This window comes from Caballeronia sp. EK (assembly GCF_014384845.1).
In the GTDB taxonomy this organism is placed as follows: domain Bacteria; phylum Pseudomonadota; class Gammaproteobacteria; order Burkholderiales; family Burkholderiaceae; genus Caballeronia; species Caballeronia jiangsuensis.
On record NZ_JACSUE010000013.1, the window covers coordinates 1 to 24,610 of the forward strand.

Here is a 24,610-nt window from a genome sequence, read left to right on the forward strand (position 1 = left end):
ATTGCCGGCAAGGTAGCCGGCCTGCACCAGCCACGAGAACATCACGTTCAGGATGACAGTCGCCTGGCGGTGGCTGGACGACGAGAGCGGCCCATAAAACGGCCGCCAGCGCGCGTCGCTGCGCGTAAATCAAATTAAGTCTGTCAACCCGGAAAGCCAGGAAACCACCGACTCCTCGGATATTTTGAGGACCGCATTGACATATTTATTCGCAATCCGAACGAAATAAAATCGTCAATTCGCATAAGTCCGCATTAACTTTGTCAATTCGCATTCTAGACTCCGAGTCACTGACCTAAGTACCTGATCCCATGGAACAAACTAGGAAGGCTCTGGAGCCGATCAGCATTGTCCGACCGCGTGGCTCGCATCGGATCGAAACGTTCAGTCCGAAGATGAACCGAAGGCTGACGCTATATCGTCGTAGTGAGTTGGATTTATGGGTTCGCATTGAGACGGACCCGACTGTTCGCTCTTTTTGCGAGCGCCCTGGGTATGTTCAGTACGATGGGCATCGGCAACTAGCGGATTTCTTGGTCGCGTATCGAGACAGCCAGGAGATTTTATTACTCACGGAGCGTGAACTTCCTGACGATCTGAGATACGACGGTAACGTCGAAAATCCGCTCAGCTTCCAGTCTGTTCGCGTGGCCGACCTGGCCGCATCACGGGCTTGGATTGACAACTGGAAGCGCATGCTTCCCTGCATCGTTATTACTCGGGGCCTCTTGTCGAACGCGCTCCTCGATGGGATTGAACATTTTTTAACAAGCCCTCAACCCTTGGCGGCCGTCGAACGCAAATTTTCAGGCGGGGATCCGATTCTTGCGCGCGCGGCAACCTTCGCGCTGCTCTATGCGGGACGGGTGAGTGCGCCGACGTTGCGAACAACGCCATTGTCGTCTTTGACTCCGTTCGTCTGCCATGGGATCTAGCATGAATCGTCGTAAGCCTGAACTGCAGACACTTGATTTAGCGACTTGGCCCGGCGTCGCGTGGACGGAACTCGACGCGGCGGCGCGCACGCTCATCGAAACGCGAATGCAGGCGATTGAGCGCTTCGCCCGTGGAGAGGCAATCACGTCCATCGAACAGGCCACTGGCGTGAACCGGCGTCAGTTATATCGTTGGCTGAAGCGCGGATTGTCGACTCACCCTGATGGACGGATTTTTGGGTTCCGCGGGTTGCATAGGTACCGGAGGGTCACGGAGTACGTACGCGTCAGCAAGATCACCGTGCAGGGTGAGCGAGGGAGTCGTGGTGCGGCAGGTGCGTTCTGCCAACTGCTCGATGCTCATCCCTCACTCCCGGCATGGCTACGATTACAGGTTAAGCGCCGGCGTGTGACACTGAGTCAGGTTCATACCGAAGATCGGCTTCGCACCAGACTGTGCGGGCTTCGAGCGCTTCACGCCGACTTTCTGCAACAGTGTCGTGCAGCAGGTCTGACCGTCGCCGACTATCCGTTCAATACTGACGGGCGAGCGGTCCGTTCACTTGCCGCCTATCTGAAGGGCGAGATGCTGCGTACGTTTGCCACCGGTGCACGGGCGGTCGGCGCTTCGCATCTCAAAGGGTTGCCTACCCACGACGAGGATAACGGCGCCCAACGTGTAACAAGACCGTATCAGGTGGTGGAATTCGACGGGCATCGCCTAGATATCCGTCTTAAAGTCGTGGTGCGAGATCAGTTGGGCTTTGAACATCAGTTTGAAATCGAACGTGTCTGGTTTCTAGCGATCATCGATGTGTGCACCCGAGCGGTGCTGGGTTACCACATCGCGCTGGGTCGCGAATATAGTCGCTATGATGTCGTAAAGACGATCGAGAACGCACTGGAGGGGCATCGAGCACGATGTTTCACGATTCCCGGTCTGAGCTACGAGGCAGGCGGAGGTTTTCCATCACAACGAATGCCAGAACTTGCCTATGCAACGTGGGAGTGGATCAAACTCGACAACGCGAAGGCAAACCTTGCCAACGAGTCGCTCGCTGCTCTGTGTGAGTTCGTGGGCTGTTGTGTTGATGCAGGGCCGACCTTTAGCCCGGACGAAAGGCCGTATATCGAACGATTCTTCGGAACCATCGCCAGTAGGCTGTCTTCTAGACTGCCGGGTTACACAGGCTCGCACCCGCACGATGTGCGTCGTGCATTGTCCGACCCCAAGGGTAACGTGCGATTGTACATATCGCTCGACGAGCTCGACGAACTGGTTGAATATGCAATCGCGACGTATCACGGAACACCGCACGCCGGCCTGAACAATGTTACGCCGCTCGAGGCAATGGAGTATTTCGTGCGCGGGCGTCAGCAGCTGCTCACGTGGCTCCCCGAACGTCATCGACGTACCCTGTGTCTGTTGCAATCCGCAAGACGCTGCCCTGTGCGTGCTTATCTGAACAAAGGCATCCGGCCGCATATCAACCTTTACGGCGTGCGTTATACGAGCGATGTGCTTGCGTGCAGCACGTCCTTGATCGGCCAGAGGTTGCTGATCTATTTAAACGCGGGCGATCTGCGTAGCGTTCGTGCGTTCCTGCTCGACGGTACGGAACTCGGCGTACTCGACGCGCAGGGCGCGTGGCGGGTGATGCCTCACAACCTCAAACTAAGGCAGGAGATTCTTAAGGAGAAGGGTCGTCGGCGATCACGAACGGCCGTCGAGTCCAATCCCATCGAAGAATATGTCCATGAAAAACTTCACAAGGCGAAGGGCGCACGCAGGGCAGCGTCCGACCTGTCTCAATTAGTGCGTCTTCTTGCGTCCGCACCGACAGTGCGAACACCCTTGGGACCGGGGACCGGCTCAGCTAAGGCAAAGCTAACGACGCACGACGGATCAGCTACAACGCGAGATGATGCCGCCAAGCCGTCAGCGCCAACACGCGCACGAAAGCTTGGGATCGGTACTGGTCAAGTCTTCTGAAGCCAGCTATGCGGGAGGAGCAGCATGCCAGTTGAGATAAAACGCCCGGTCGATTCGTCGCTTCACCCGCTCGCGACCGGGAACTACCGAATCGCCACGCCAGCGATCGAAGCGTTCTACGAGTTAGTGGTCCGGTGTCTTCGTTACCGGATCATGGGAGCGCTGATCTATGGGCCTTCTCGTATCGGTAAAACTCGAGCGATTGAGTATATTCGTCTTTTGCTGGCGCGCAACAATCCTCGCGTCACGACCTTTCACGCTCAATGCGAGCACAAGCCGCGACACGCTGAGGGACCATTCTTCGCGAACCTGCTTGAAGCGGTAGGTGATCCTGATCCGAACGGGGGTTCCAACACATCGAAGCGGATGCGTCTGACGCTGCGAATTAGACAAGCTGCTTCCTGCGCCGGGAGCGGTGTCGTATTGCTTTTCTGCGATGAAGCGCAGCGCTACAACGACAATGAATACGAGTGGCTGCGTGATGTTCATGACGCGCTCGACAGGCAGCAGATCAAGCTGTTCACGTTCCTCGTTGGTCAACAAGAGCTGATTGGCCAGAAACACGCGATGCAGGTCGCAGGCAAAACGCAGATCGTTTCGCGTTTGATGGTGGAAGACCTCGCATTTTATGGAATTCGCAATGCACACGACGTTGCGACATGCCTGAACGGCTACGATCAGACAGCTTATCCAGAAGAGAGTGACTGGAGTTTCTCGCGCTTCTATGTTCCGCGAGCGTTCAATTCCGGGTTTCGGCTCGTCAACGACGCTGATACGTTGTGGAGAGCATTCGAGGCAGCCCATCACAAGGCCAATCTTCCCGGCGAACTTGAGATACCGATGGAATCGTTTGCGCGGGCGGTCGAGATCGTACTGAAAGACAGCGAGCTACGCGATGGTCGTGGGTATCGTCCAGATGAAGTCCTCTGGGAGCACGCGGTGCGACAGTGCGGATACGTGCAGTCTCGTCACGCCACGGGACGAGTCCTTGTCGCCGCGGCGTAGAGCGATGCCGCTTCACGAGCTAAAATTCCCAATCCTCACAATTGACGAGAGCAGTCTGTCCCCTGCGCTCGGATATCTTTTCCAGAAAAGGTGGGTCTATCCTCACGAGTCGCTGGTCTCGATCTTGTGGAAGTTTGAGCGAGCCAACGCATTGTCTGGGGCAATGGTTGCGCGATTCATGGGCCCCGACATCGACCCTTACGAGGGCGTGGCACCATACCGTGATCTGATCGACCTACACCACCTATGCGAACATCTGCGATTGCCAGCCGACATCGTGCGAATGGCAGTCATTGACCGAATGGGCAAGCAACGGTACAGCGATGTGTTTCGCTTTTGCCGACGATGTCTTTCGCATGGATATCACAGCGTTCTGCACCAACTCGAGTCCATAACTCGATGCCCGGGTCATCGAACCGTCTTGGAATCGGTCTGTCGTCGTTGCTCACACCAGGCTGCGTATCGGATATGCGCGCAATCGCTTGAGGCCCGCTATCGATGCGCGAATTGCTTTGCACCGTACTGTCAGGCCGGCTGGACTCCGGAAAATCACCGGCAGCTAAAGCCAAGGCTTCGCAGCAAGTTCACACGATGTTTTCTCGAACGCTGTCGAGGCTAGCGTTTCGTAGAGTTCGCAACAGTCTGATCGATCGCTCCTGTTTTAGCTCGCCTATCGTAGAAAGGCTTGAGGCGGCAGCGGCGAGTATCAATCTCGCCCGATTGAAGCTTCGCGACTAGATCGCAGTGACAGATCTATTTCGCGGACGTCGGCTTCCTTATTGTAGAGGGACATAACTCCCTGGTCTCCCGTCATGTCGACGAGTTGACGGATTTATCTCGCAAACGGTGACAGAATTATTTTTATCTACGAATGCGCGGAAGCTTTTTCGAGCAGATCAGCCCGCGCGCTTGCCGCATCGTCGCGCTCCCGCAGACGCGCGGCGGCACCCGCGAACACGTTCTTCAAGATCGCGTGAAGCGCCGCGCACGTCTGGGCGCGTTCGTTTGACGCCGCGGCGCCGATCGGCAGACCCAGGGGCGTGTCCTCGTATGGAGCCAGTCGTAGCACGCCGAGCGACGATCCAGCGCAAAATCAGCATCGCGGCGTGCGACTTGGATTCCGGTTCAATTCGACGTGCGAGGTCCCCCCTACTTACGGGTGGGAGAATAAGCAGCACCATTGGCGTATCGTGCTGCTAGCTCGTATGCAGCGACGGTGGCCGAAATGAGAGCGAGCTTCGCGCGTTGCTTCACCACCAGCCGCGACACAATAGGCTTCGACGATCGCGGTGAGCGGCTACCTTTTTGTACCCGTACGAAACGCGAGACGAATACCCAAAAAGCCCGGACGCGTCAACGCGGGCGAATAAAAGAGTGGAGACATTCATGAGCGGTAAGAATTCGGGAACCCTGGTTCATCGCTTCCTGCATTGGGAGCTCGTCCAACCCGACGCGGTTTATCTGACCGAACCCACGCGGGACGGCCGCGTCGTGAATTACACGTGGAAGGAAGTCGGCGAGGAGGCGCGGCGGATGGCCGGCTGGCTTCGTTCATTGCAGTTGCCGCCTGGCAGTGCCGTATCGATCATCGGAAAGAACAGCGCGCACTGGATCATCGCAGATCTGGCGATCTGGTTTGCCGGACACATTTCCGTGCCGCTCTACCCGACCATCAGCGCAGATACGGCGAAGTTCGTCTTCGAGCATTGCGACGTGCGTGCCGTGTTCGTTGGCAAACTCGACGATAAGGCGGATGCCTTCCGGGCGATCCGCAAGGTCTTGGCCCCGCATGCGCGACTAGTCGGCCTGCCGATGTCGCCGGCAGTTCCGGACGCATCGCAATGGGACGATATCGTCGCCGACGTCGCGCCGCTTCAGAACGTGCATCTGCCGTCACCCGACGATCTCGCCACGATCATCTACACGTCGGGAAGCACCGGCCGTCCAAAGGGCGTCATGCACAGCTTTCGCACGATCTTCGCCTACGCGACGCAGGCGGGTCGATTTTGCGAGTTCTCACCCGCCGACCGGCTGCTGTCATATCTGCCGCTGGCGCACACGGCCGAGCGTTCGTTCGTCGAGGCGAACTCGCTGTGCCACGGCATTCAGGTGTTTTTCAACGATGGCCTCGCCACGTTCGTCCAGGACCTGCTGCGTGCGCGGCCCACGCTGTTCATCTCGATGCCGCGGCTGTGGACGAAGTTCTATCAAGGCATCTGCGCGAAGCTGCCCGAAGAGCAGCAGGCCCTGCTGCAGACGGCCACGCCCGAAGCCGAAGCGCTGAAGCACCGTATTCTGACGATGCTCGGCCTCGACGCGACGCGGATGGCGTTCACGGGCTCCGCGCCGTTGCCGGAGCAAATCACGCAGTGGTATCGCTCGCTTGGGCTCGAACTGCTAGACGTCTACGGGATGACGGAAAATTTCTCGTATTCACATTACAGCCGGCCGGGCCTCTCGCGGCTCGGCTATTCGGGGCAGGCGATGCCGGGCGTCGAATGCAGAATCGCAGAAGACGGCGAGATCCTGCTCAAGTCGCCGACGATGATGCTCGGTTACTATCGCCAGCCCGAGCTTACCGCGCAGAACACGACCGAGGACGGTTTCTTCAGGACCGGCGATCGCGGCGAACTCGATGAAATCGGCCGCCTGAAAATCACGGGCCGGGTGAAGGAGATCTTCAAAACGAGCAAGGGCAAATACGTCGCCCCCGCGCCCATCGAAAACAAGCTGAGCCATCCGAAAGTAGAGGCGGTCTGCGTCACGGGGCCCGCGTTCGCCCAGCCTTTCGCGCTGCTGATGATCTCGGCGGCGGCGAAAAGCGAGCTCGCGGACGACGCGGCGCGCGAAGCGTTGCGCGCGGAACTGCATGCACTGCGGGATGAGGTGAACGCCACGCTCGAAGATCACGAGAAGCTCGATTTCGTGGTGATCGTCGAGAATAACTGGACGACCGACAACGACTTCCTCACGCCGACGATGAAGATCAAACGCGCCAGAATCGAAGATCACTATCTGACGGCGGCGCGCGCGTGGGCGGAACTCGGACAGGCGGTCATCCTCGAAGGCGAAACCGCAAAGGCGCATTAGTAAGGCTACACTGTCTTCTCTCGCTGTGATCGACGCGCGCCTCACGAAGCGCGCGTTTTTGTTATGTGCCGCCAATATTGCTCGTGGGCCGCCGCGCGGCCCACGGCTCGCGGCGCGCGTCGGGATGTTCAGAACTGCGCGTCGGCGAGCGCGAGCACGCCTTCCTTGTCCCGCGCGCTGATCACGGCGACCTCATGCGCCACGGCCTGCGGCAGAATGTGCGTCGCGTAGAAGTGAGCTGTCGCCATCTTGGCGCCATAGAACGCCGGATTGACCGTCTCGCGGTCGTACGCGGCGATGAGCGCGCGGGCCATCATCCAGCCGCATAGCACGATGCCCGAGAGCTTCAGATACGGGACGCTCGCCGCGAACGTCGCATTGGGATCGGTCTTCGCGTTCGCGAGAATGAAGTCGACGGCTCGCGTCATCGACACCCGGCCCGCTTCGAGATGGCGATGCATCGCAGCAAACGCGGGATGGGAGCCGAATGCCCGATGCGTACGAAGCACGGCAAGCGTTTCGTCGATGCGCTTGAGCATGGATGCCGCCACGGCCCCACGATCGCGCACGGTCTTGCGGCCGATCAGGTCGTTGGCCTGAATCGCGGTGGTGCCTTCGTAGATCGGCAAGATGCGCACGTCGCGATAGTATTGGGCCGCTCCAGTTTCCTCGATGAAGCCCGTGCCGCCGTGCACCTGCACGCCGAGGCTCGCGACTTCCACCGCGAGCTCGGTGCTCCAGCCCTTCACGATGGGCACCAGAAATTCGTAAATGGCGCGATGCGCGGCACGCTCCGATTCGTCGAAATGCCGGTGCGCGAGATCGCCGTGCGCCGCCGCTGCATAGGCGAGCGCGCGCGCGCCTTCGGTCAGGCCGCGCATCGTCGAGAGCATACGCTTCACGTCGGGATGGCGGATGATGGGCACCGGCCCGTCCGATGAACCGTCCACGGGCCGGCTCTGCACGCGCTCCTTCGCGTACGCAGCCGCCTTCTGATAGGCACGCTCGGCGACGCCGATGCCCTGCAGGCCGACCGCGAAGCGCGCGGCGTTCATCATCACGAACATGTATTCGACGCCGCGGTTCTGCTCGCCGATCAGGTAGCCGGTCGCGCCGCCGTGGTCTCCGAACTGGAGAACCGCCGTTGGGCTCGCCTTGAGGCCGAGCTTGTGCTCGATCGACACGCAATGCACGTCGTTGCGCGCGCCGAGACAGCCGTCGTCGTCGACGAGAAACTTCGGCACGAGAAAGAGGGAGATGCCCTTGATGCCAGGCGGTGCATCCGGCGTGCGAGCGAGCACGAGATGCACGATGTTCTGCGCCATGTCGTGCTCGCCCCAGGTGATGAAGATCTTCGTGCCGAAGAGCTTGTACGTACCGTCCTCCTGCGGGACGGCGCGTGAGCGCAGCATCGCGAGATCGGACCCGGCCTGCGGCTCGGTCAGGTTCATCGTGCCGGTCCACTGGCCCGACACCAGCTTCGGAAGGTAGCGTTGCTTCTGCTCGTCGGAACCCGCGAGCAGAAGAGCTTCGATCGCGCCGTCGGTGAGTGACGGGCAAGTAGCGAACGACAGGTTGGCCGCCTTGAACATTTCGAGGCAGGGCGCGGCGAGAAGCCTCGGCAAACCCTGGCCGCCGTATTCGACCGGGTGAGCGAGGCCTTGCCATCCGCCTTCGACGAACTGCGCGAAGGCTTCGCTGAAGCCCGGCGACGCGGTGACCTCGCCGCCTTTCCAGACGCTTGGGTGACGATCGCCCGCGACGTTCAGCGGCGCCAGCACTTCGCCGCAGAAACGGGCGCCTTCTGCGAGGATGGCCTGCGCCGTCTCGCGTGTGGCGTCAGCGAAGCCCGGCAGAGCCGAGATGGTGTCGAGGCCGGCCAGTTCAGTCAACACGAACATCATGTCCGTGATGGGCGTGGTGTAGCTCATGATTCTCCCTGAGTGATCTGATCACGTTTGTGCGGGCAAAGCCGCGCGGGCGCGCATGCCCGCTCAGCCTGCATGGTCGCGCAAGCAAGCCGTGCCGCCGCCCCTCGAAATGAGGGGTGAGCGCGGCGCCGCCGAGCAGGTTCGCGGACCTTCCGACACCGCACCGGCGTCCCCCTCGTAACGAGGGGGAGGGACCATCCGCGAAAGGTGATTAACTTGCCGGACCCAGCATGCGGCCGTGCGGGCACTCGGCGCACGGCCGGAGGCGCCGCCCAAAAACATCACAACATCGAGACAGAGGAAACAGCATGACAGTGCAGTATCAGGTCCGTGACGGCGTGGCCGTCATCACGCTCGACAACCCCCCTGTCAACGGCTTGGGCCACCGCACGCGGATCGCGATCGCCGAGGCGATGAGCCGTGCGCAAGACGATGCGGCCGTCGGCGCGATCGTGCTGACCGGCGCGGGGCGGGCATTTTCCGGCGGCGCGGATATTCGCGAATTCGGCACCCCGAAGGCGCTGCAGGAACCGCATCTGCATACGGTCATCGAAGCGGTGGAGGGATCGGCCAAGCCGGTCGTCGCGGCGATCCATTCGGTCGCGCTGGGCGGCGGGCTCGAACTCGCGCTCGGCTGCCACTATCGGGTGGTCGCGAAGGGTACGCAAATCGCGCTGCCCGAAGTCAACCTCGGACTGCTGCCGGGCGCGGGCGGCACGCAGCGTCTGCCGCGTGCGATCGGTCTCGAAGCGGCGCTCAACGTGATCGTGTCGGGCAAGACGACGAAGGCGGAAGCGTTCGCCGGCACCCGCCTCTTCGATGAAGTCGTGGAAGGCGACGTGCTCGAAGCCGCGATCCGCTTCGCGCGGCGCGTCGCGAGCGAGGCCGCCGTGCATCCGCGCTTGCGCGATCTGAAGGTCACGCATGCCAACGCCGAGGCGTACCTCGGCGTCGCGCGGAGCACCGTCGCCGGCAGCGCGGGCCCGCTTCCGGCGCCGGTCGCGTGCGTCGACGCGGTAGCCGCGTCGCTCAAGCCGTTCGACGCGGGCATCGTGGCCGAGCGCGAAGGGTTCATGCATCTTCTCGGCACCGCCGAAGCGCGCGCATTGCGCCACGCGTTCCTGGGCGAGCGCGCCGCCGGCAAGATTCCCGACGTACCCGCCTATACCCCCGTGCGCGCGATCGCGAAAGTCGCCGTGATCGGCGCGGGCACGATGGGCGGCGGCATCGCCATGAACTTCCTGAACGCCGGCATTCCCGTCACGATGCTGGAGACGAAGGCCGAAGCGCTCGAACGCGGCGTGGCCACGATCCGCCGCAACTACGAGGCCACGGCGAAGAAAGGCAAGCTGACGACTGAAGCTGTCGAGCAGCGCATGAGCCTGCTTTCGACCACGCTTTCCTATCCGGACCTCAAGGACGCGGACCTCGTGATCGAAGCCGTGTTCGAGGACATCGGCGTGAAGGAGAGCGTGCTCCGCATGCTCGATGAAGTCATGAAGCGAGGTGCGATCCTCGCATCGAACACTTCGACGCTCGATGTCGATCGCATCGCGTCGTTCACGAGGCGGCCGCAGGACGTGGTGGGCCTGCACTTCTTCAGCCCGGCCAATGTGATGAAGCTGCTCGAAGTGGTGCGTGGCGCGCAAACCGCGCACGACGTGCTCGCCACGGTCATGCAGCTCGCGAAGAAGATCGGCAAGGTGGCCGTGGTGTCGGGCGTATGCGACGGTTTCATCGGCAACCGCATGATCGAGCAATACAGCCGCCAGGCCGGTTTCCTGCTCGACGAAGGCGCGCTGCCCGAGCAAGTGGACCGCGCCGCCGAGCAGTTCGGCTTCGCGATGGGCCCGTTCCGCATGATCGACATGGCCGGCAACGACATCGCCTGGGCGATCCGCAAGCGCCGCGCCGTCGAGCGGCCCGAGTTCAACTATTCGAAAGTGGGCGACCTGCTGTGCGAGCTGGGCCGTTTCGGGCAGAAGACCGGCGCGGGCTGGTACGACTTCAAGCCGGGCGACCGCAAGGCGTATCCGAGCCCGGTCGTGCGCGAGATGATCGAGCGGCATTCGAAGGACCTCGGCATCGCGCGGCGCCGGATCAGCGACCGCGAAATTGTCGAGCGCCTCGTCTTCGCGCTCGTCAACGAGGGCGCGCTGATCCTCGAAGAAAGCATCGCGTCGAAGGCATCGGATATCGACATGGTGTATCTCAACGGCTATGGCTTTCCGAAGTTCCGCGGCGGCCCGATGCTGTACGCGGACCAGGTCGGCCTCTTCAACGTCGCGCAGGCGATGCGGCGCTATGCGAAGGGCTATCAGGGACATGCCTGGACGATCGCCGCTTCGCTGCAAAAGCTTGCCGCCGAAGGCCGCGGCTTCAACGACTGAACACGGTCCGCGAATGCGGACATCTTGGACTAGCCAGGGATACGACATGAATGAGGCAGTAATCGTTTCGACCGCGCGCACCGGTCTCGCGAAGAGCTGGAAAGGCGCCTTCAACATAACGCACGGCGCGTCGCTGGGCGGTCACGCGGTGCAGCACGCGATCGCACGCGCGGGCATCGAGCCGGCCGAGGTGGAGGACGTGCTGATCGGCTGCGCGAATCCGGAAGGCGCGACGGGCGGCAACATCGCGCGGCAGATCGCCTTGCGCGCGGGCTGCCCCGTGAACGTGCCGGGCGCGACCGTAAACCGCTTCTGCTCGTCGGGCCTGCAGGCCATCGCGATGGCCGCGCAGCGCGTGATCGCCGACGAGGGAGATATCTTCGTCGCGGGCGGCGTCGAGAGCATCTCGTGGACGCAGAAGCAGATGAACCAGACGTTCGCCTCCGACCCGTGGCTCGTGCAGCACAAGCCCGAAATCTACTGGAGCATGCTGCAAACCGCGGAGCAGGTCGCGAAACGCTATGCGATCCCGAAGGAGCGTCAGGACGAGTACGGCGTGCGCAGTCAGCAGCGCGCGGCCGCGGCGCAGGCGGAAGGCCGTTTCGACAAGGAAATCGTGCCGATGACCGTGCTCGCCGGCGTGACCGACAAGGCAACCGGCCAGATCGTCACGCGCGAGGTCACGATCGCCGCCGACGAAGGCATTCGCGCCGACACGACGCTCGAAGGCGTCTCGAAGATCCGCACGGCCTTCGCGGGCGGCGTCATCTCGGCGGGCAACGCGTCGCAGTTCTCGGATGGTGCATCGGCCGTCGTCGTGATGAACGGGCGCACTGCGCAGGCGAAGGGCCTGCAGCCGCTCGGCCGGTTCATGGGTTTTGCGGTGGCGGGCTGCGAGCCCGACGAAATGGGCATTGGTCCGGTATTCGCCGTGCCGAAGCTGCTCAAGCGCGCGGGCCTGAAGGTCGAGGACATCGGCCTGTGGGAGCTGAACGAAGCATTCGCCGTCCAGGTGCTCTATTGCGCCGACACGCTCGGCATTCCGATGGAACGGCTCAACGTGAACGGCGGCGCGATCGCGGTCGGGCATCCGTACGGCGTGTCGGGCGCGCGGCTCACCGGTCACGCGCTCATCGAGGGCAAGCGGCGCGGCGCGAAGTACGTCGTGGTCACGATGTGCATCGGCGGCGGCCAAGGCGCCGCGGGACTCTTCGAAGTACTGTGAGCGGGAGTTGCCCATGTCTCTGATCCTTTCCCGGCGCGATCTGGAGTTCCTTCTCTACGAATGGCTCGATGTCGAGACGCTCAACGCGATTCCGCGCTACGCCGACCATTCGCGCGAAACGTTCGACGCCGCGCTCGACACCTGCGAGAAGATCGCCACAGATCTCTTCGCAACGCACAACAAGAAGAATGACCAGCACGAGCCGCATTTCGACGGCGAGACGGTCCACATCATTCCCGAAGTCGGACGGGCGCTCGACGCCTTCTGCTCCGCCGGACTGATGGCCGCGGGTCAGGACTACGCGCTCGGCGGCATGCAGTTGCCGCTCGTCGTCGAGAAGGCAGGGTTCGCGTATTTTCTCGCAGCGAACATCGGCACGGCGGCGTATCCGTTCCTCACCATCGGCAATGCGAACCTTCTGCTTGCGCACGGCAGCGAAAAGCAGATCGATACCTTCGTGCGCCCGGAAATGGAGGGCCGCTTCTTCGGGACGATGTGCCTGTCCGAGCCGCAGGCGGGTTCGTCGCTTGCCGACGTCGCGACGCGAGCGGACTACGAAGGCGAATCGCTGCTCGGCGCGCAATATCGGCTGCGCGGCAACAAGATGTGGATTTCGGGCGGCGAGCACGAGCTTGCGGAAAACATCGTGCATCTCGTGCTCGCAAAGATTCCCGGTCCGGACGGCAAGCCGATTCCGGGCGTGCAGGGCATCTCGCTCTTCATCGTGCCGAAGTATCTCGTGAACGAAGATGGCACGCGCGGCGAGCACAACGACGTCGTGCTTGCGGGCCTCAATCACAAGATGGGTTATCGGGGCACGACGAACTGCCTGCTGAATTTCGGCGAAGGGACCCGGTACACGCCGGGCGGCCGCGCGGGCGCAATCGGCTATCTCGTGGGCGAACCGGGACAAGGGCTCGCGTGCATGTTCCACATGATGAACGAGGCGCGTATCGGCGTGGGGCTGGGCGCCGCGGTGCTCGGCTATACCGGCTATCTGCATGCGCTCGACTATGCGCGCAATCGTCCGCAAGGGCGCACGGTTTCGAACGGCGGAAAGGATGCGGCCAGCCCGCAGGTGAAGCTCGTCGAGCACGCGGACATTCGCCGCATGCTGCTCGCGCAGAAGAGCTACGTGGAAGGCGCGCTCGCGCTCAATCTCTACTGCGCGAAGCTCTGCGATGAAGAACGCGCCGGCCGCGACGACGCACTCCTTCTGCTCGACATCCTCACGCCGATCGCCAAGAGCTGGCCGTCGCAGTGGTGCCTCGCGGCGAACGACCTCGCAATCCAGATCCACGGCGGCTACGGCTACACGCGCGAATACAACGTCGAGCAGTTCTATCGCGACAACCGTCTCAATCCGATCCACGAAGGCACCCACGGCATCCAGGGGCTCGACCTGCTCGGACGCAAGGTGGTGATGAAGGAAGGCGCGGCGCTGCGCTCGCTCGTCGCGACGATATCGGCCACGATCGCTCGCGCGCTGGAATGCGACGACGCGCAGGCGTCGGACTACGCGCGTTCGCTCGATGCGGCGCTTTCGCGTCTCACCGACGTGACGCGCCAACTGTGGAGTGCGGGCGATCCGAAGCTCACGCTGGCCAATGCATCGGTCTATCTGGAAGCCTTCGGGCACGTCGTGATGGCGTGGGTCTGGCTGGAACAGATGCTCGCGGCAAGCGACGCCCTGCGGCGCGACGACGCATCCGGCGACGAAGCGTTCTATCGCGGCAAGCTCGCGGCTACGCGCTATTTCTTTCGCTGGGAGTTGCCGCGTGCGTTCCCGCAACTGGATCTGCTCGCCTCGCTCGACCGGACCACGCTCGACATGCACAACGCGTGGTTCTGATGCGCCGCACCGAATCGACAAGGAAACCCAATGCGTACCGTGCAACAACTTTTCGCCCTGAGCGGCAAGACGGCTCTCGTGACCGGCGGCTCGCGCGGCCTGGGCTTGCAGATCGCGCAGGCGCTCGGCGAGCAGGGCGCGCGCGTCATGCTAGCGGCGCGCAAGCCCGGGGAGTTGAAAGCCGCCCAAGCCGTGTTGAGCGAACGCGGCATCGACGCCGGATGGATTGCCGCCGACGCAGCCCGCGACGAAGACATCGCGCGGCTCGCCGACGAAGCGCTCGCGCAAATGGGTCGCGTGGACGTCCTCGTGAACAACGCGGGGGCGACCTGGGGTGCGCCCGCCGAGGATTACCCGGCCGACGCCTGGGACAAGGTGATGAATCTGAATGTCCGCGGGCTCTTCCTGCTGACACAGCGCATCGGCAGGCTGTCGATGATTCCGCGGCGGTATGGCCGGATCATCAACGTCGCGTCCATCGCGGGCCTCAGCGGCAACGCACCCGGCACGATGCAGACGATCGCCTACAACACGTCGAAAGGCGCAGTCGTGAACTTCACGCGAACGCTCGCGGGCGAGTGGGGCGAGCACGGCATCACGGTGAACGCGCTCGCGCCGGGCTTCTTTCCTTCGAAGATGACGCAAGGATCGCTCGACCGCATGGGCGTTGAAGCCATGTGCGCGCGCGTGCCGCTGCGCCGCCTCGGCGACGACGAAGACCTCATGGGCGCCGCGCTGCTGTTCGCGAGCGATGCGGGCAAGCACATCACGGGGCAGATTCTCGCAGTGGACGGCGGCGTGAGCGCTGTCGTCTGAAGCACACGAACGTGGACTCGAACAAAGAGGAAGAAGCATGAAGCGAGACATCCGGCAAAACGCCAGATCCGCCATCGCCGCCGTGAGCGCGGCCGTGGCCACGGCCGCGCTCGTCAGCGCGTGCGCATCGGGCGGCGGCGCAGGCAGCGCGGCGCCTTCGCCATCCGAACTGGCCGGGCATCGCGCGGCGCTTGCGCAACTGAGCTTTGCGCAGGGCTATCCCACGAAAGACGAAGCCTCGGCGCTGCGCGACGAGCTCCTGTTCCAGCGCGCGACGCAGGTCTATCTTTGGGCGCTTCCGGCAGTGAACCTGTACTCGCTGAAGCAGGCGTCAGAAGGTCGGTTCGGTTCGGGCTACACGGTGTTTCCGGTCTGGAAGAAGCGCCTCGATGCGAAGACCATCATCCCCACGCCGAATTCGGACGTGATCTACGCGCTCGGCTATATCGACGTGGGCCGCGACGGCCCGATGGTGATCGACGTTCCGCCGCGTCAGCAAGGCATCCTGAACGATTTCTGGCAACGTCCGGTCGAAGGGCCGTCGCTCGACGGCAAGAGCTATGCCGGCGATGTCGGCTTCGCGGGCCCCGATCACGGCAAGGGCGGCAAGTTTCTCGTGCTGCCGCCGGGCTACCGGGGCAACGTGCCGGAGGGCTATTACGTCTATCGGTCGCGCACGAACAACGTGCTCGTTTTCTGGCGCGCCTTCTTCGCCGATCCGGCCAACCTCGCGCCGGCAAACGGCCTGATCGAGCAGACGCGCATGTATCCGCTCGGCAAGCCCGCCCAGCCGATGCACTTTCCCGACGCATCCGGCGTTCCGCTCGACATGGACTTTCCCGCCGATGGCCGCTTCTTCGACATGCTCGCGCGCTTCGTCGACAGCGAGACCCTCGACACCGCCGACGCCGACTGGCGCGGCATGATGGCGGCGATCGGCATCGTCAAGGGGCGCCCGTTCGCGCCTGACGCCCATACGCGCGCGATCCTCGACCAAGCCGCGCGAACCGCCTTCCGCATGAGCCACGCGATGATGTATGAAGACATCGAGATGCGGCCCGGCGGCCTGATCTACCCCGACCGTCATTACGTCTCCCCGACGCGCAACTTCGCTACAGACCTGGAGTGGAAGGACAAGAGCGGCCAATTCCTCGATCTCGATTCCCGCACCGCGGCCTACAGCATCATCTACGGTACGAGCCCCGCCATGCTGTCGCAGGTGCCGGGTCAGGGCGCGCGCTTCCTGACCACGTTCAAGGATGCGAACGGCGCCTTCCTCGACGGCAGCTGGTCCTATCGCTTGCATCTGCCGCCCAATGTGCCGGCCGCGATCTTCTGGTCGGCCACGCTCTACGACCCGCAAACCGCTTCCGGCCTCGACAACGGCCAGCCGCTGCCTTCCATCGGCTCACGAGACAAGCCGGTCGCGAACGCCGACGGCTCGTACGACCTCTACTTCGGGCCGCAGGCGCCTGCCGGCAACGCGCAGAACTGGCGGCGCACGGTGCCGGAGAAAGGCTTCTTCCTGATGTTCCGCCTCTACGGCCCGACGGAGCCCTTGTTCAACGGCAGTTGGAAGCCGAGCGACCTGGAAAGACTGGATTGACCGGGACACGCGTCGCGTGCCGGATGCCCTTTAATCAGACGATGGAAAACTCGAAGCAATGAGAAGAACGACGACATCCCGCGCGCTTGCGCTTCCGCTCGTCATGGCCGCGCTGTCCGCTGCCGCGCTTTTGCCGGTTTCCGAAGCCGGCGCGGTCGAAACCGTGCCGGAGTTTTCGCACGCGCAGCCGCCCGGCCCGGACGCGCGTGTGCGCATCACGGAGCCGTACGCACGGCTCGTCGCCCGCGACGCCATGTTCTGGGCATGGCCAATGGTCAACGTCTACAACCGTCGCCTCGCGTTCAAGCGCGCGCCGGAACCGGGTCTCGCCGGCGGCGTGCTGCCGCTCGCGCCGCCGAACCGGATGGCGATGCTGACCGACTACGTCGAGCCCGAGCAGCGTTGGGTGACATGCCCGAATCAGGACGTCGTGTACGGCGCTGGCGTGCTCGCGCTCGACGAGAGCCCAGCGGTGATCCAGGTGCCGGACTTCGGCAAGCGATTCTGGGTCTACCAGCTCGCCAGCACGCGGACCGACGGTTTCGCGAAGCTCGGCGCGATGTACGGCAGCAAGCCGGGCTTCTACATGGTTGTAGGCCCGCACTGGAAGGGCGATGTTCCGCCAGGCATCACGGCTGTGTTCCGCGCGCCGACGAATACGGTCTTCGTCATCCCGCGCGTATTCCAGGAGGATACGCCGGAAGACCGGCAGGCCGTCCAGTTGCTGATCCGCGACATCGACCTGTATCCGCTCGCGGAATACGACGGCCATGTGAAGCGGCACGACTGGAAGACGCTGCGGAATTTCCCCGCGCCCGGCGGCGGCCAGCCCGGCGAGGTACCTTGGGTGCAACCGGAGAAGTTCTTCGACGAGTTGCCGGCCGTGCTGGCCGATACGCCACCGCTGCCCGGCGAGGAAGCGCGCTATGCCGAGGTGCTCGCGGTGATCGCGGCCGCGCGCCAGGATTCCGTGCTGAAGGCCGCCATGATCGACGAGGCCGAAAAGGCGGACAAGGAACTGATCGATCCGCTGCTGCAGTTCCGCAATTGGGGCGTGCCGCTGCCGTACCACTGGACGACGATTCGCAACGGCGCCAAGTTCGGCACGGACTACTTCACGCGCACCGCCGTGGCGAAGTCGAACATCATGGTCAATGCGCCGGCCGAGACGAGCTACTACTATCAGGACCTCGACGCGTCCGGCACGCGCCTCTCCGGCGATGGCAAATACACCCTCACGTTCGACAAGGGACAGTTGCCGCCGACGCACGGTTTCTGGTCCCTGACGGTCTATGACGAGCATCACTTTTTCGTCAAGAACACGCTGAACCGCTACTCGCTCGGGACTCGCAGCAAGTCGCTGCAGTACGGCAAGGACGGCTCGCTCACGATCTACGTGCAGCCGGACTCGCCCGGCCCGAACAAGGAGGCGAACTGGCTGCCTTCGCCGGTAGGTCAGCCGTTCTCGGTTTACCTGCGCAACTACTGGCCTGCCGATGACGCCGTGCAGGGAAGATGGACGCCGCCGGCCGTCGTGCGCGTGCAATGAAGCGGATGCGCACGCGCCGCACACGGCGCGTGCAGCGCGTGCGGCTATTCGATGAGATTCTGCTTGCGCGCCCACACCATCGCGTCGTAACGGCTCGACACGCCCAGCTTGGCGAAGATGTTGCGCAGGTTCCACTTGACCGTTTCGAGCGTGATGTTGAGTGCAATCGCGATGCGCTTGTTCGACATCGCCTGCGCGACGAGGCCGAGAATCTCGACCTCGCGTTGCGTCAGCACCGGTTGCACCTTCGCGCCCGCCGGACGACGGCCCGAGCCCGCCGGGCCATCGGGGACGGTGCCTTCGGGGAATTTGTCGAGCAGTTCGTTCGCGTACTGCAGCGCGGCGCCCTCCAGCTTGCGCTCCCGCGCGAGACGTGCGAGCAGCCTGGCCGCCGGCGCGCCCTCGTCGATGAACGTGCGCACGAGGCCGAGCCGTCGCCCCGCCTCGATGGCGCGCACGAGGCACGCCTGCGCGTCATCGGCGTGCTTTGTTTCCGCGAAGACGATCGCGGAGAGCACGTCCGCGAGCACCGCGAGGCGGCCCCGGCCGAACGCCCGCGCATGGTCGCGCACGATCTCCAGCGCGCGCAAGGCTTCCTCCGGCTGGGCTTCGCACGTGACGCGCGCACGTGCGAGCGCTGCAATCGCGGGAATCTCGGTCATGTAGCCCTGTGGGGCGGCATGCGCTTGCGCGAGGTCGTCGAGCTGGCTCATCGCCTTGAGCGTGTGCGCGTGGTCGCGCTTGAGCAACAGCACCTTCACCTGTTCCGCCAGCATGTGCGCGACCGCGCGTGGCTGACGCACACTGGCGACGTGCGCCGTCTGATGCTGGAGAAACGCGAGCGCGGTATCGGCGCCTTCCTGAAGGAGATCCAGCCGCGCGCGGCATAGCGATGTGCGGATCATCACGTCCGGCCCCGAGGACTGGAGCAGGCCGCGACGGTTCGCGATCGTCTCGCGGGCGTCGTCGATGCGATCGAGCTCGTAGTACGCGTCGGCGACCACGCTCGCGCTCACGTTCGCGCTGATCGAGTAGCGCCCCACGGCGTGCAGCGAACGCGCGAGTAAGGCCGCGCTGTCGCGCTCCGCCTCGCGCACGTTGCCTTCGAAAATCGCCACGGAAGCACGCGACGCCTGGGCGACGAGCGCCATGTCGTTGTCTCGCTCGCCCGGTGCCACGGGATGCCGTTCGAAGAGCCGCTTCGCCTCGGCATAGCGGCCAGCGGCAGCATAGGCGGAGCACAGTTCGGCGACAAGTAGATAGCGGAGGAACGGGTTCTCGATCGACGCGTCGCGAAGCGGTTCGAGCACGTCGATCATCCGTTGGATGTCGTCGTGCTGGAACGCGATGGCGGCATGAATCAGCGGCAGGCTGTCGGCAATCTCGGGATGGGCCGCGAGCGCTTCGGTCCTGAGGTGCGCGAGCCACGCCTTGGCTTTCGAGGGACGTGTCGTGAGCGCGACGGTGAGGCAGGCGATGAAGAGCAGCTTCTGATGCCTGAAGAGCGTGTCTTCCGGCAGCCGTTCCAGCAGATGCAGCGTGGGGCTCAGGTATTCGAGGCTCCACGTCGCGGGCGCGGAGCGTTCGATGACCGCCGCCGCGAACTCCACGTCGCCGCCCGCGCTTGCGTGTCGCACCGCTTCGGCGAGCAGCTCGTGTTCGGCGAACCAGCGGCTCGCGCGGCGGTGCAACTCGCGCACCGCATCGGGCTCGCGCTGGACGAGCCGTGTCGCAAGGAATTCGCCGAAGAGCGGGTGAAAGCGATACCAAGACGCGCGATCTTCGGAGTCCACACGGTTGATCAGTAGGTTCTCGTCCTCCATGCGCTTCACGAGGTCGGCGGCGTGCTCGTTGCCCGTCACGGCGCGCGCGAGCGAGGCGCTGAAGCGGCGCAGGATCGACAGCTCCACGGCGAACCCGGCCAGATCCGCTGGCAGGTGCGCCATGACCTCCTCGCTCAGATAGGTCTGCAGATCGCTCGATCGCCAGACGAGATCGCGCAGCATCGCGCGTGTGTCGGGCCGGTTCTTGAGCATGATGACGGTGAGCTGGATGCACGACGGCCAGCCGCTCGTCAGTTCGTGAATGAACGTGATCTCGTCCGCGTTGACCTTGCCGGCGCCGAGATTTTCGTCGATGAAGGCGCGCGTTTCGGCAAGATCGAACGGCAGGCCGTCGCTGCTGATCTCGACGATCTGATCCATCATGCGCAGGCGGCTCAGGCTCAGCGGCGGCGCGACACGCGAAGCGATCACGAGATGCAGGTTGCCCGGCCCTTGGTCGATCAGCTTCTGCATGAAGCGGTGCGCGAGCGGCGCCTCGACGTGATGGTAGTCGTCGATCAGGAGATACAGCTCCTTCGGCTGATCGATCGCGGCCTCGACGATGGCCGCGACCGACGCATCCATTGCCGCGGCGCTCGCGCTTTCGAGCGGCAAGTCCATTTCCACGGCGAGGCCCGTGCGCTGCATCGCCGAAAAGAGCGCGGTGCAGAAGTCGATATAGCTCTTGTCGTCGGCCGTGAGCGAAAGCCACGCGACGTCCGCGCCCGCTTTCAGGCACGCCTGGCGCCACTGCGCGAGCAGGGTCGTCTTGCCGTAGCCCGCGCTGCCGGTGACGAGCGCGAGGCGGCAGTACTGCATGCGCGTGAGCTGGCCGAGCAGGTCCGCGCGCGCGACGTATTTGGCGCCGATGCGCGGTGGCGAGAACTTGGTGGACACCAGGTGCTTGGAGAAAGGCATATTCAGATCGTCACCCAGTCGAGGCTTCAAGACACGCGGAAATTCGTGCGCGGATAAGGCTTTTACCTTCGCAAACCCCCGACCGCCAAAGCCCCCCTCAAAACGAGGGGTGATAAATGATCTGCCGGAAACTAACTTACCACAACCGCATCGTCAAGGACGTGTGTACAAAGTTCAGGAGGAGAGATGAGTTATTCGCAGGCAGTGGTGGGCTCGGTGGGCTGGTTGACGATGGATCGTCCGGCCGCCATGAACAGTCTCAATCGCGAGATGGCCACCGGCCTGATCGCCCAGTTGAACGCATGGCGCGACGACCCCGCCGTGCGCGTCGTCGTCATGACCGGCAATGGCCGCGCGTTCTGCGCGGGCGCCGACCTGATCGAGGCTGCCGAGCCGCCGCACCCCGACAAGCGCGAGTTCCTCGAGCTGATCGTCGAATTCTTCGACACCCTGCGCGCGTTCCCGAAGCCAGTCATCGCCGCGGTCAACGGGCTCGCGCTGGCGGGCGGGCTCGAAATAGTGCTGGCATGCGACCTCGTGCTCGCCGCCGAGTCCGCGCGCCTCGGCGACGCGCATTCGAACTTCGGCGTGTTTCCGGGTGCGGGCGGCGCCGCGATCCTGCCGCGCAAGGTGCCCGCGAACGTCGCGCGCTATCTGCTGTTCACGGGCGACTCGATGACCGCCGCCGAGCTCAAGGGCTACGGCCTCGTCAACGAGGTGCTCGCCGACGCCGAACTCACGTCGCGCGCGCAGGCGCTCGCCGACAAGTTCGCCAAGAAGAGCCCGCTCGTGCTCGCGCGCATGAAGCGCGTGGCCAGCGAGGCGCCGGATAAATCGGCGGCGGACGCGTTGCGCCACGAACTGCTGGAACTGCGCAATCACCAGCGTTCGTATGACGTAAAGGAAGGGCTACGCGCATTCGCGGAGAAGCGTGAGCCGCAGTTCAAGGGCTGTTGAGATCAACTCGAAGACAACACACATACGACATGGAAAACATCTACATCGTCGGCGTCGGCATGACGCCCTTCGGCCGCCATCTCGACAAGTCGGTCAAGCAACTGACGGCCTGGGCCGTGGAAGATGCGCTCAAGGACTCGGGCTGCGAACGCGGCTGGATCGAGGCGGCGTATTTCGGCAACACCACGCAGGGCCACATGCAGGGCCAGCACATGATCCGCGGTCAGGTCGCACTGATCCCGCTCGGCCTGGGCGGCATTCCGATTCACAACGTCGAGGCCGCGTGCGCGTCGGCGAGCAGCGCCTTTCACCTTGCCGTGACGCAACTGCGCGCGGGCATGGCCGACGTCGTGCTCGCCGTGGGCGCGGAGAAGATGTATTCGCACGACAAGGCCCGCATGTTCTCGGTGTTCGACTCGGCCTGGGACGTGGAAACGGCCGAAGCCAACGCGGCGCAGATGGTCGAACTCGGCCGTGGCGTGAAAGTGCCGGACGGTTCGCAGTCCGACAAACCCTATAGCGTATTCATGGATGTCTATGCCGGCATCGGCCGCCAGCTGATGGACCGCTACGGCATCACGCAGCGCCAGTTCGCAGCGGTGTCGTCGAAGAATCATAATCACTCGGTGCACAACGAACGCTCGCAATATCGCAAGCCGATGTCGATCGAGGAGATTCTCGCTTCGCCCCCGATCACCTATCCGCTCACGCTGCCGATGTGCTCGCCGATCTCGGACGGCGCCGCCGCCGCGATCCTGTGCACGGAGTCCGGCCTCAAGCGCTACGGCTTCGACCGTAACCGCGCTGTGCGCGTGCTCGCGACGATCGTGCGCTCGGCCTCGCAGCGCTCGGGCGACGATCTCGCGAACCACATCACGGTGCACGCCGCGAAGCTCGCCTACGACGAAGCAGGCATCGGGCCAGAGGACATCAACGTGGCCGAACTGCACGACGCGTCGGCGATCGGCGAAATCGCGCTGTGCGAAAACCTCCGTCTGTGCAAGCCGGGCGAGAGCGGCGCGATGGCCGAGCGCGGCGAGAGCACGATCGGCGGCCGTCTGCCGATCAACCCCTCGGGAGGTCTCGAATCGAAGGGCCACCCGATCGGCGCGACGGGCATCGGGCAGATTTTCGAGCTCGTCGAGCAACTGCGCGGCGAGTGCGGCGCGCGTCAGGTGGAAGGCGCACGCTTCGCGATCCAGGGCAACGGCGGCGGTCTGTGGGGCGTCGAGGAAAGCATCGACCACATCGGCATCTTTGGCCGCGCCTGACCCAGCAACGAATCCAGGAATACACACCATGCCGTATCAACTGCCCACCGAAGAGCAGACGCTGGCTGTCGAGAGCTTTCGCAAGTTTCTGCAGTCGGAAGTCAAGCCGGTCGCCCGCGAATACCGCGACCGATTCATCCCGAAGGAGAGAATGCGCGAGCTGACGCAGCGCATCGCCGAATTCGGCTTGCCCGGCTGCACCATCCCCGTCGAGTATGGCGGCATGGGCTGGTCGTTCACCATGCAGGGCATGCTCTTCGAGGAACTCGTGGCCTGCTCGTGCGACATCGCGCTGTGCGTGATGCTCAACATGGGCCTTGCGTCGATGCTCTGCAACGCCCGCCCCGAAGTGCGCGAACGCTATATGCCCGACGCGCTCGCGGGCAAGATCTTCGGCTCGATCGGCATCAGCGAGCCGGACGTGGGCTCGAACGTGGCCGAGCTCAAGACGCGCGCCGTGCGCGACGGCGACCACTTCATCATCAACGGCGAAAAGACCTGGATCACGAACGGCGTCTACTCGGACGTGCTGATCTGCACCGTGCGCGGCGAGAAGGGCCTCTCGCACATTCTCATCGACCGCAAGGAGCACGGCTACGAGTCGCGCAACATCGACAAGATCGGGCTCTGTTCGCAGTCGACGGCGCAGATCTTCATCACGGATGCGCGCGTGCCGGAAACCAACCTGATCGGCGAGGAAGGCGACGGCCTGCGCAACACGATGAAGGTTTTCGAGGTCGCGCGGGCGCACGTGGGCACGCTGTCGGTCGGCATCATGCGCGCGTCGCTGGAGGAGTCCATCGTTTATGCGAAGGAGCGCAAGCAGTTCGGCAAGGTGATCGCGGCGCATCAGTTGATCGCGGCGAAAATCGCGAACATGGCGATCATGCTCGATGCCTCACGCCTGATGTGCCAGCGTGTGTTCGGCCTGATCGACGCGGGCGTGCGCTGCGACCTGCAGGCATCGATGGCGAAGGCATTCGCAACCGAAGCCGCTGTCCAGGTTTGCCGTGACGCGGTGCAGTTGCACGGCGGCAACGGCATCACGAAGGAGTTCAACGTGGAGCGCCTGCTGCGCGAGGCGATCATCATCCCGATTCCGGACGGCACGACCGAGATCCAGCAGCTCATCATCTCGCGCGCGCTGACGGGGGTCGCGGCCTTCTGACGGACCGGCTGCACGGACGGATGCCGCCGCCCGATTGGCGTCCGTCCGACGCGGGTTCTTCGTTTTTGTGAACGAGGAACC

General features: G+C 63.6%; 16 protein-coding genes and 1 pseudogene. 13 read left to right on the top strand and 4 right to left on the bottom strand.

Annotated features, from left to right (window positions below; translation table 11 throughout):
- Positions 1-123, bottom strand: a pseudogene (locus IAG25_RS41630) (tyrosine-type recombinase/integrase); the annotation flags it as partial.
- A gap of 188 nt (positions 124-311) precedes the next feature.
- Here IAG25_RS41630 and IAG25_RS30935 point away from each other — a divergent pair.
- From IAG25_RS30935 to IAG25_RS30945, 3 genes are read left to right on the top strand one after another with little or no spacing between them, the layout of a single operon-like run.
- Positions 312-935, top strand: coding sequence for a hypothetical protein (locus IAG25_RS30935; RefSeq protein ID WP_187608238.1), 624 nt, complete (start codon positions 312-314; stop codon positions 933-935).
- 1 nt (position 936) lies between these two features.
- Positions 937-2,928 (top strand): integrase, encoded by a 1,992-nt coding sequence (locus tag IAG25_RS30940; RefSeq protein WP_187608239.1) that lies wholly within the window; start codon positions 937-939, stop codon positions 2,926-2,928.
- 24 nt (positions 2,929-2,952) lie between these two features.
- On the top strand, positions 2,953-3,933 hold the full coding sequence (locus IAG25_RS30945) for an ATP-binding protein (protein ID WP_045463095.1): 981 nt from the start codon (positions 2,953-2,955) through the stop codon (positions 3,931-3,933).
- 865 nt (positions 3,934-4,798) lie between these two features.
- Here IAG25_RS30945 and IAG25_RS30955 read toward each other — a convergent pair.
- Positions 4,799-5,002, bottom strand: coding sequence for a hypothetical protein (locus IAG25_RS30955; protein ID WP_255504063.1), 204 nt, complete (start codon positions 5,000-5,002; stop codon positions 4,799-4,801).
- A 317-nt stretch (positions 5,003-5,319) separates the two neighbouring features.
- On the opposite strand from IAG25_RS30955, the gene IAG25_RS30960 reads away from it, so the two are divergent.
- Positions 5,320-7,023 carry an AMP-binding protein gene (locus IAG25_RS30960; RefSeq protein WP_187608241.1) on the top strand — a complete coding sequence of 568 codons (1,704 nt, stop codon included), beginning with the start codon at positions 5,320-5,322 and terminating at the stop codon, positions 7,021-7,023.
- A 128-nt stretch (positions 7,024-7,151) separates the two neighbouring features.
- Here the strand turns inward: IAG25_RS30960 and IAG25_RS30965 are convergent, their stop codons facing one another.
- Positions 7,152-8,954 carry an acyl-CoA dehydrogenase gene (locus IAG25_RS30965; RefSeq protein ID WP_187608242.1) on the bottom strand — a complete coding sequence of 601 codons (1,803 nt, stop codon included), beginning with the start codon at positions 8,952-8,954 and terminating at the stop codon, positions 7,152-7,154.
- 308 nt (positions 8,955-9,262) lie between these two features.
- On the opposite strand from IAG25_RS30965, the gene IAG25_RS30970 reads away from it, so the two are divergent.
- Genes IAG25_RS30970 through IAG25_RS30995 form a run of 6 tightly spaced genes read left to right on the top strand, consistent with a single transcriptional unit; the run spans position 9,263 to position 18,392 of the window.
- Positions 9,263-11,344, top strand: a complete 2,082-nt coding sequence (locus IAG25_RS30970; RefSeq protein WP_187608243.1) for a 3-hydroxyacyl-CoA dehydrogenase NAD-binding domain-containing protein — start codon at positions 9,263-9,265, stop codon at positions 11,342-11,344.
- A gap of 46 nt (positions 11,345-11,390) precedes the next feature.
- A complete protein-coding gene (locus IAG25_RS30975; RefSeq protein WP_187608244.1) occupies positions 11,391-12,569 on the top strand; it encodes an acetyl-CoA C-acyltransferase in 1,179 nt (392 codons plus the stop codon).
- A gap of 13 nt (positions 12,570-12,582) precedes the next feature.
- Entirely contained in the window at positions 12,583-14,421 is a 1,839-nt protein-coding gene (locus IAG25_RS30980; protein ID WP_187608245.1) for an acyl-CoA dehydrogenase, read from the top strand.
- A 30-nt stretch (positions 14,422-14,451) separates the two neighbouring features.
- The gene (locus tag IAG25_RS30985; protein WP_187608246.1) at positions 14,452-15,237 is read left to right on the top strand and encodes an SDR family oxidoreductase; all 786 of its coding nucleotides are present in this window, start codon (positions 14,452-14,454) and stop codon (positions 15,235-15,237) included.
- Between the two features lie 37 nt (positions 15,238-15,274).
- Positions 15,275-16,843, top strand: a complete 1,569-nt coding sequence (locus IAG25_RS30990; RefSeq protein WP_187608247.1) for a DUF1254 domain-containing protein — start codon at positions 15,275-15,277, stop codon at positions 16,841-16,843.
- A gap of 58 nt (positions 16,844-16,901) precedes the next feature.
- Positions 16,902-18,392 carry a DUF1254 domain-containing protein gene (locus tag IAG25_RS30995; RefSeq protein ID WP_222946725.1) on the top strand — a complete coding sequence of 497 codons (1,491 nt, stop codon included), beginning with the start codon at positions 16,902-16,904 and terminating at the stop codon, positions 18,390-18,392.
- Between the two features lie 44 nt (positions 18,393-18,436).
- Here IAG25_RS30995 and IAG25_RS31000 read toward each other — a convergent pair whose 3' ends face one another.
- The gene (locus IAG25_RS31000) at positions 18,437-21,133 is read right to left on the bottom strand and encodes a LuxR C-terminal-related transcriptional regulator (protein WP_187608248.1); all 2,697 of its coding nucleotides are present in this window, start codon (positions 21,131-21,133) and stop codon (positions 18,437-18,439) included.
- Between the two features lie 186 nt (positions 21,134-21,319).
- Between IAG25_RS31000 and IAG25_RS31005 the strand changes: the two genes are divergently transcribed.
- From IAG25_RS31005 to IAG25_RS31015, 3 genes are read left to right on the top strand one after another with little or no spacing between them, the layout of a single operon-like run.
- Entirely contained in the window at positions 21,320-22,090 is a 771-nt protein-coding gene (locus IAG25_RS31005; protein ID WP_187608249.1) for an enoyl-CoA hydratase/isomerase family protein, read from the top strand.
- 29 nt (positions 22,091-22,119) lie between these two features.
- A complete protein-coding gene (locus IAG25_RS31010; RefSeq protein ID WP_187608250.1) occupies positions 22,120-23,361 on the top strand; it encodes a thiolase family protein in 1,242 nt (413 codons plus the stop codon).
- 28 nt (positions 23,362-23,389) lie between these two features.
- Positions 23,390-24,529 carry an acyl-CoA dehydrogenase family protein gene (locus IAG25_RS31015; protein ID WP_187608251.1) on the top strand — a complete coding sequence of 380 codons (1,140 nt, stop codon included), beginning with the start codon at positions 23,390-23,392 and terminating at the stop codon, positions 24,527-24,529.
- Positions 24,530-24,610 lie beyond the last annotated feature (81 nt).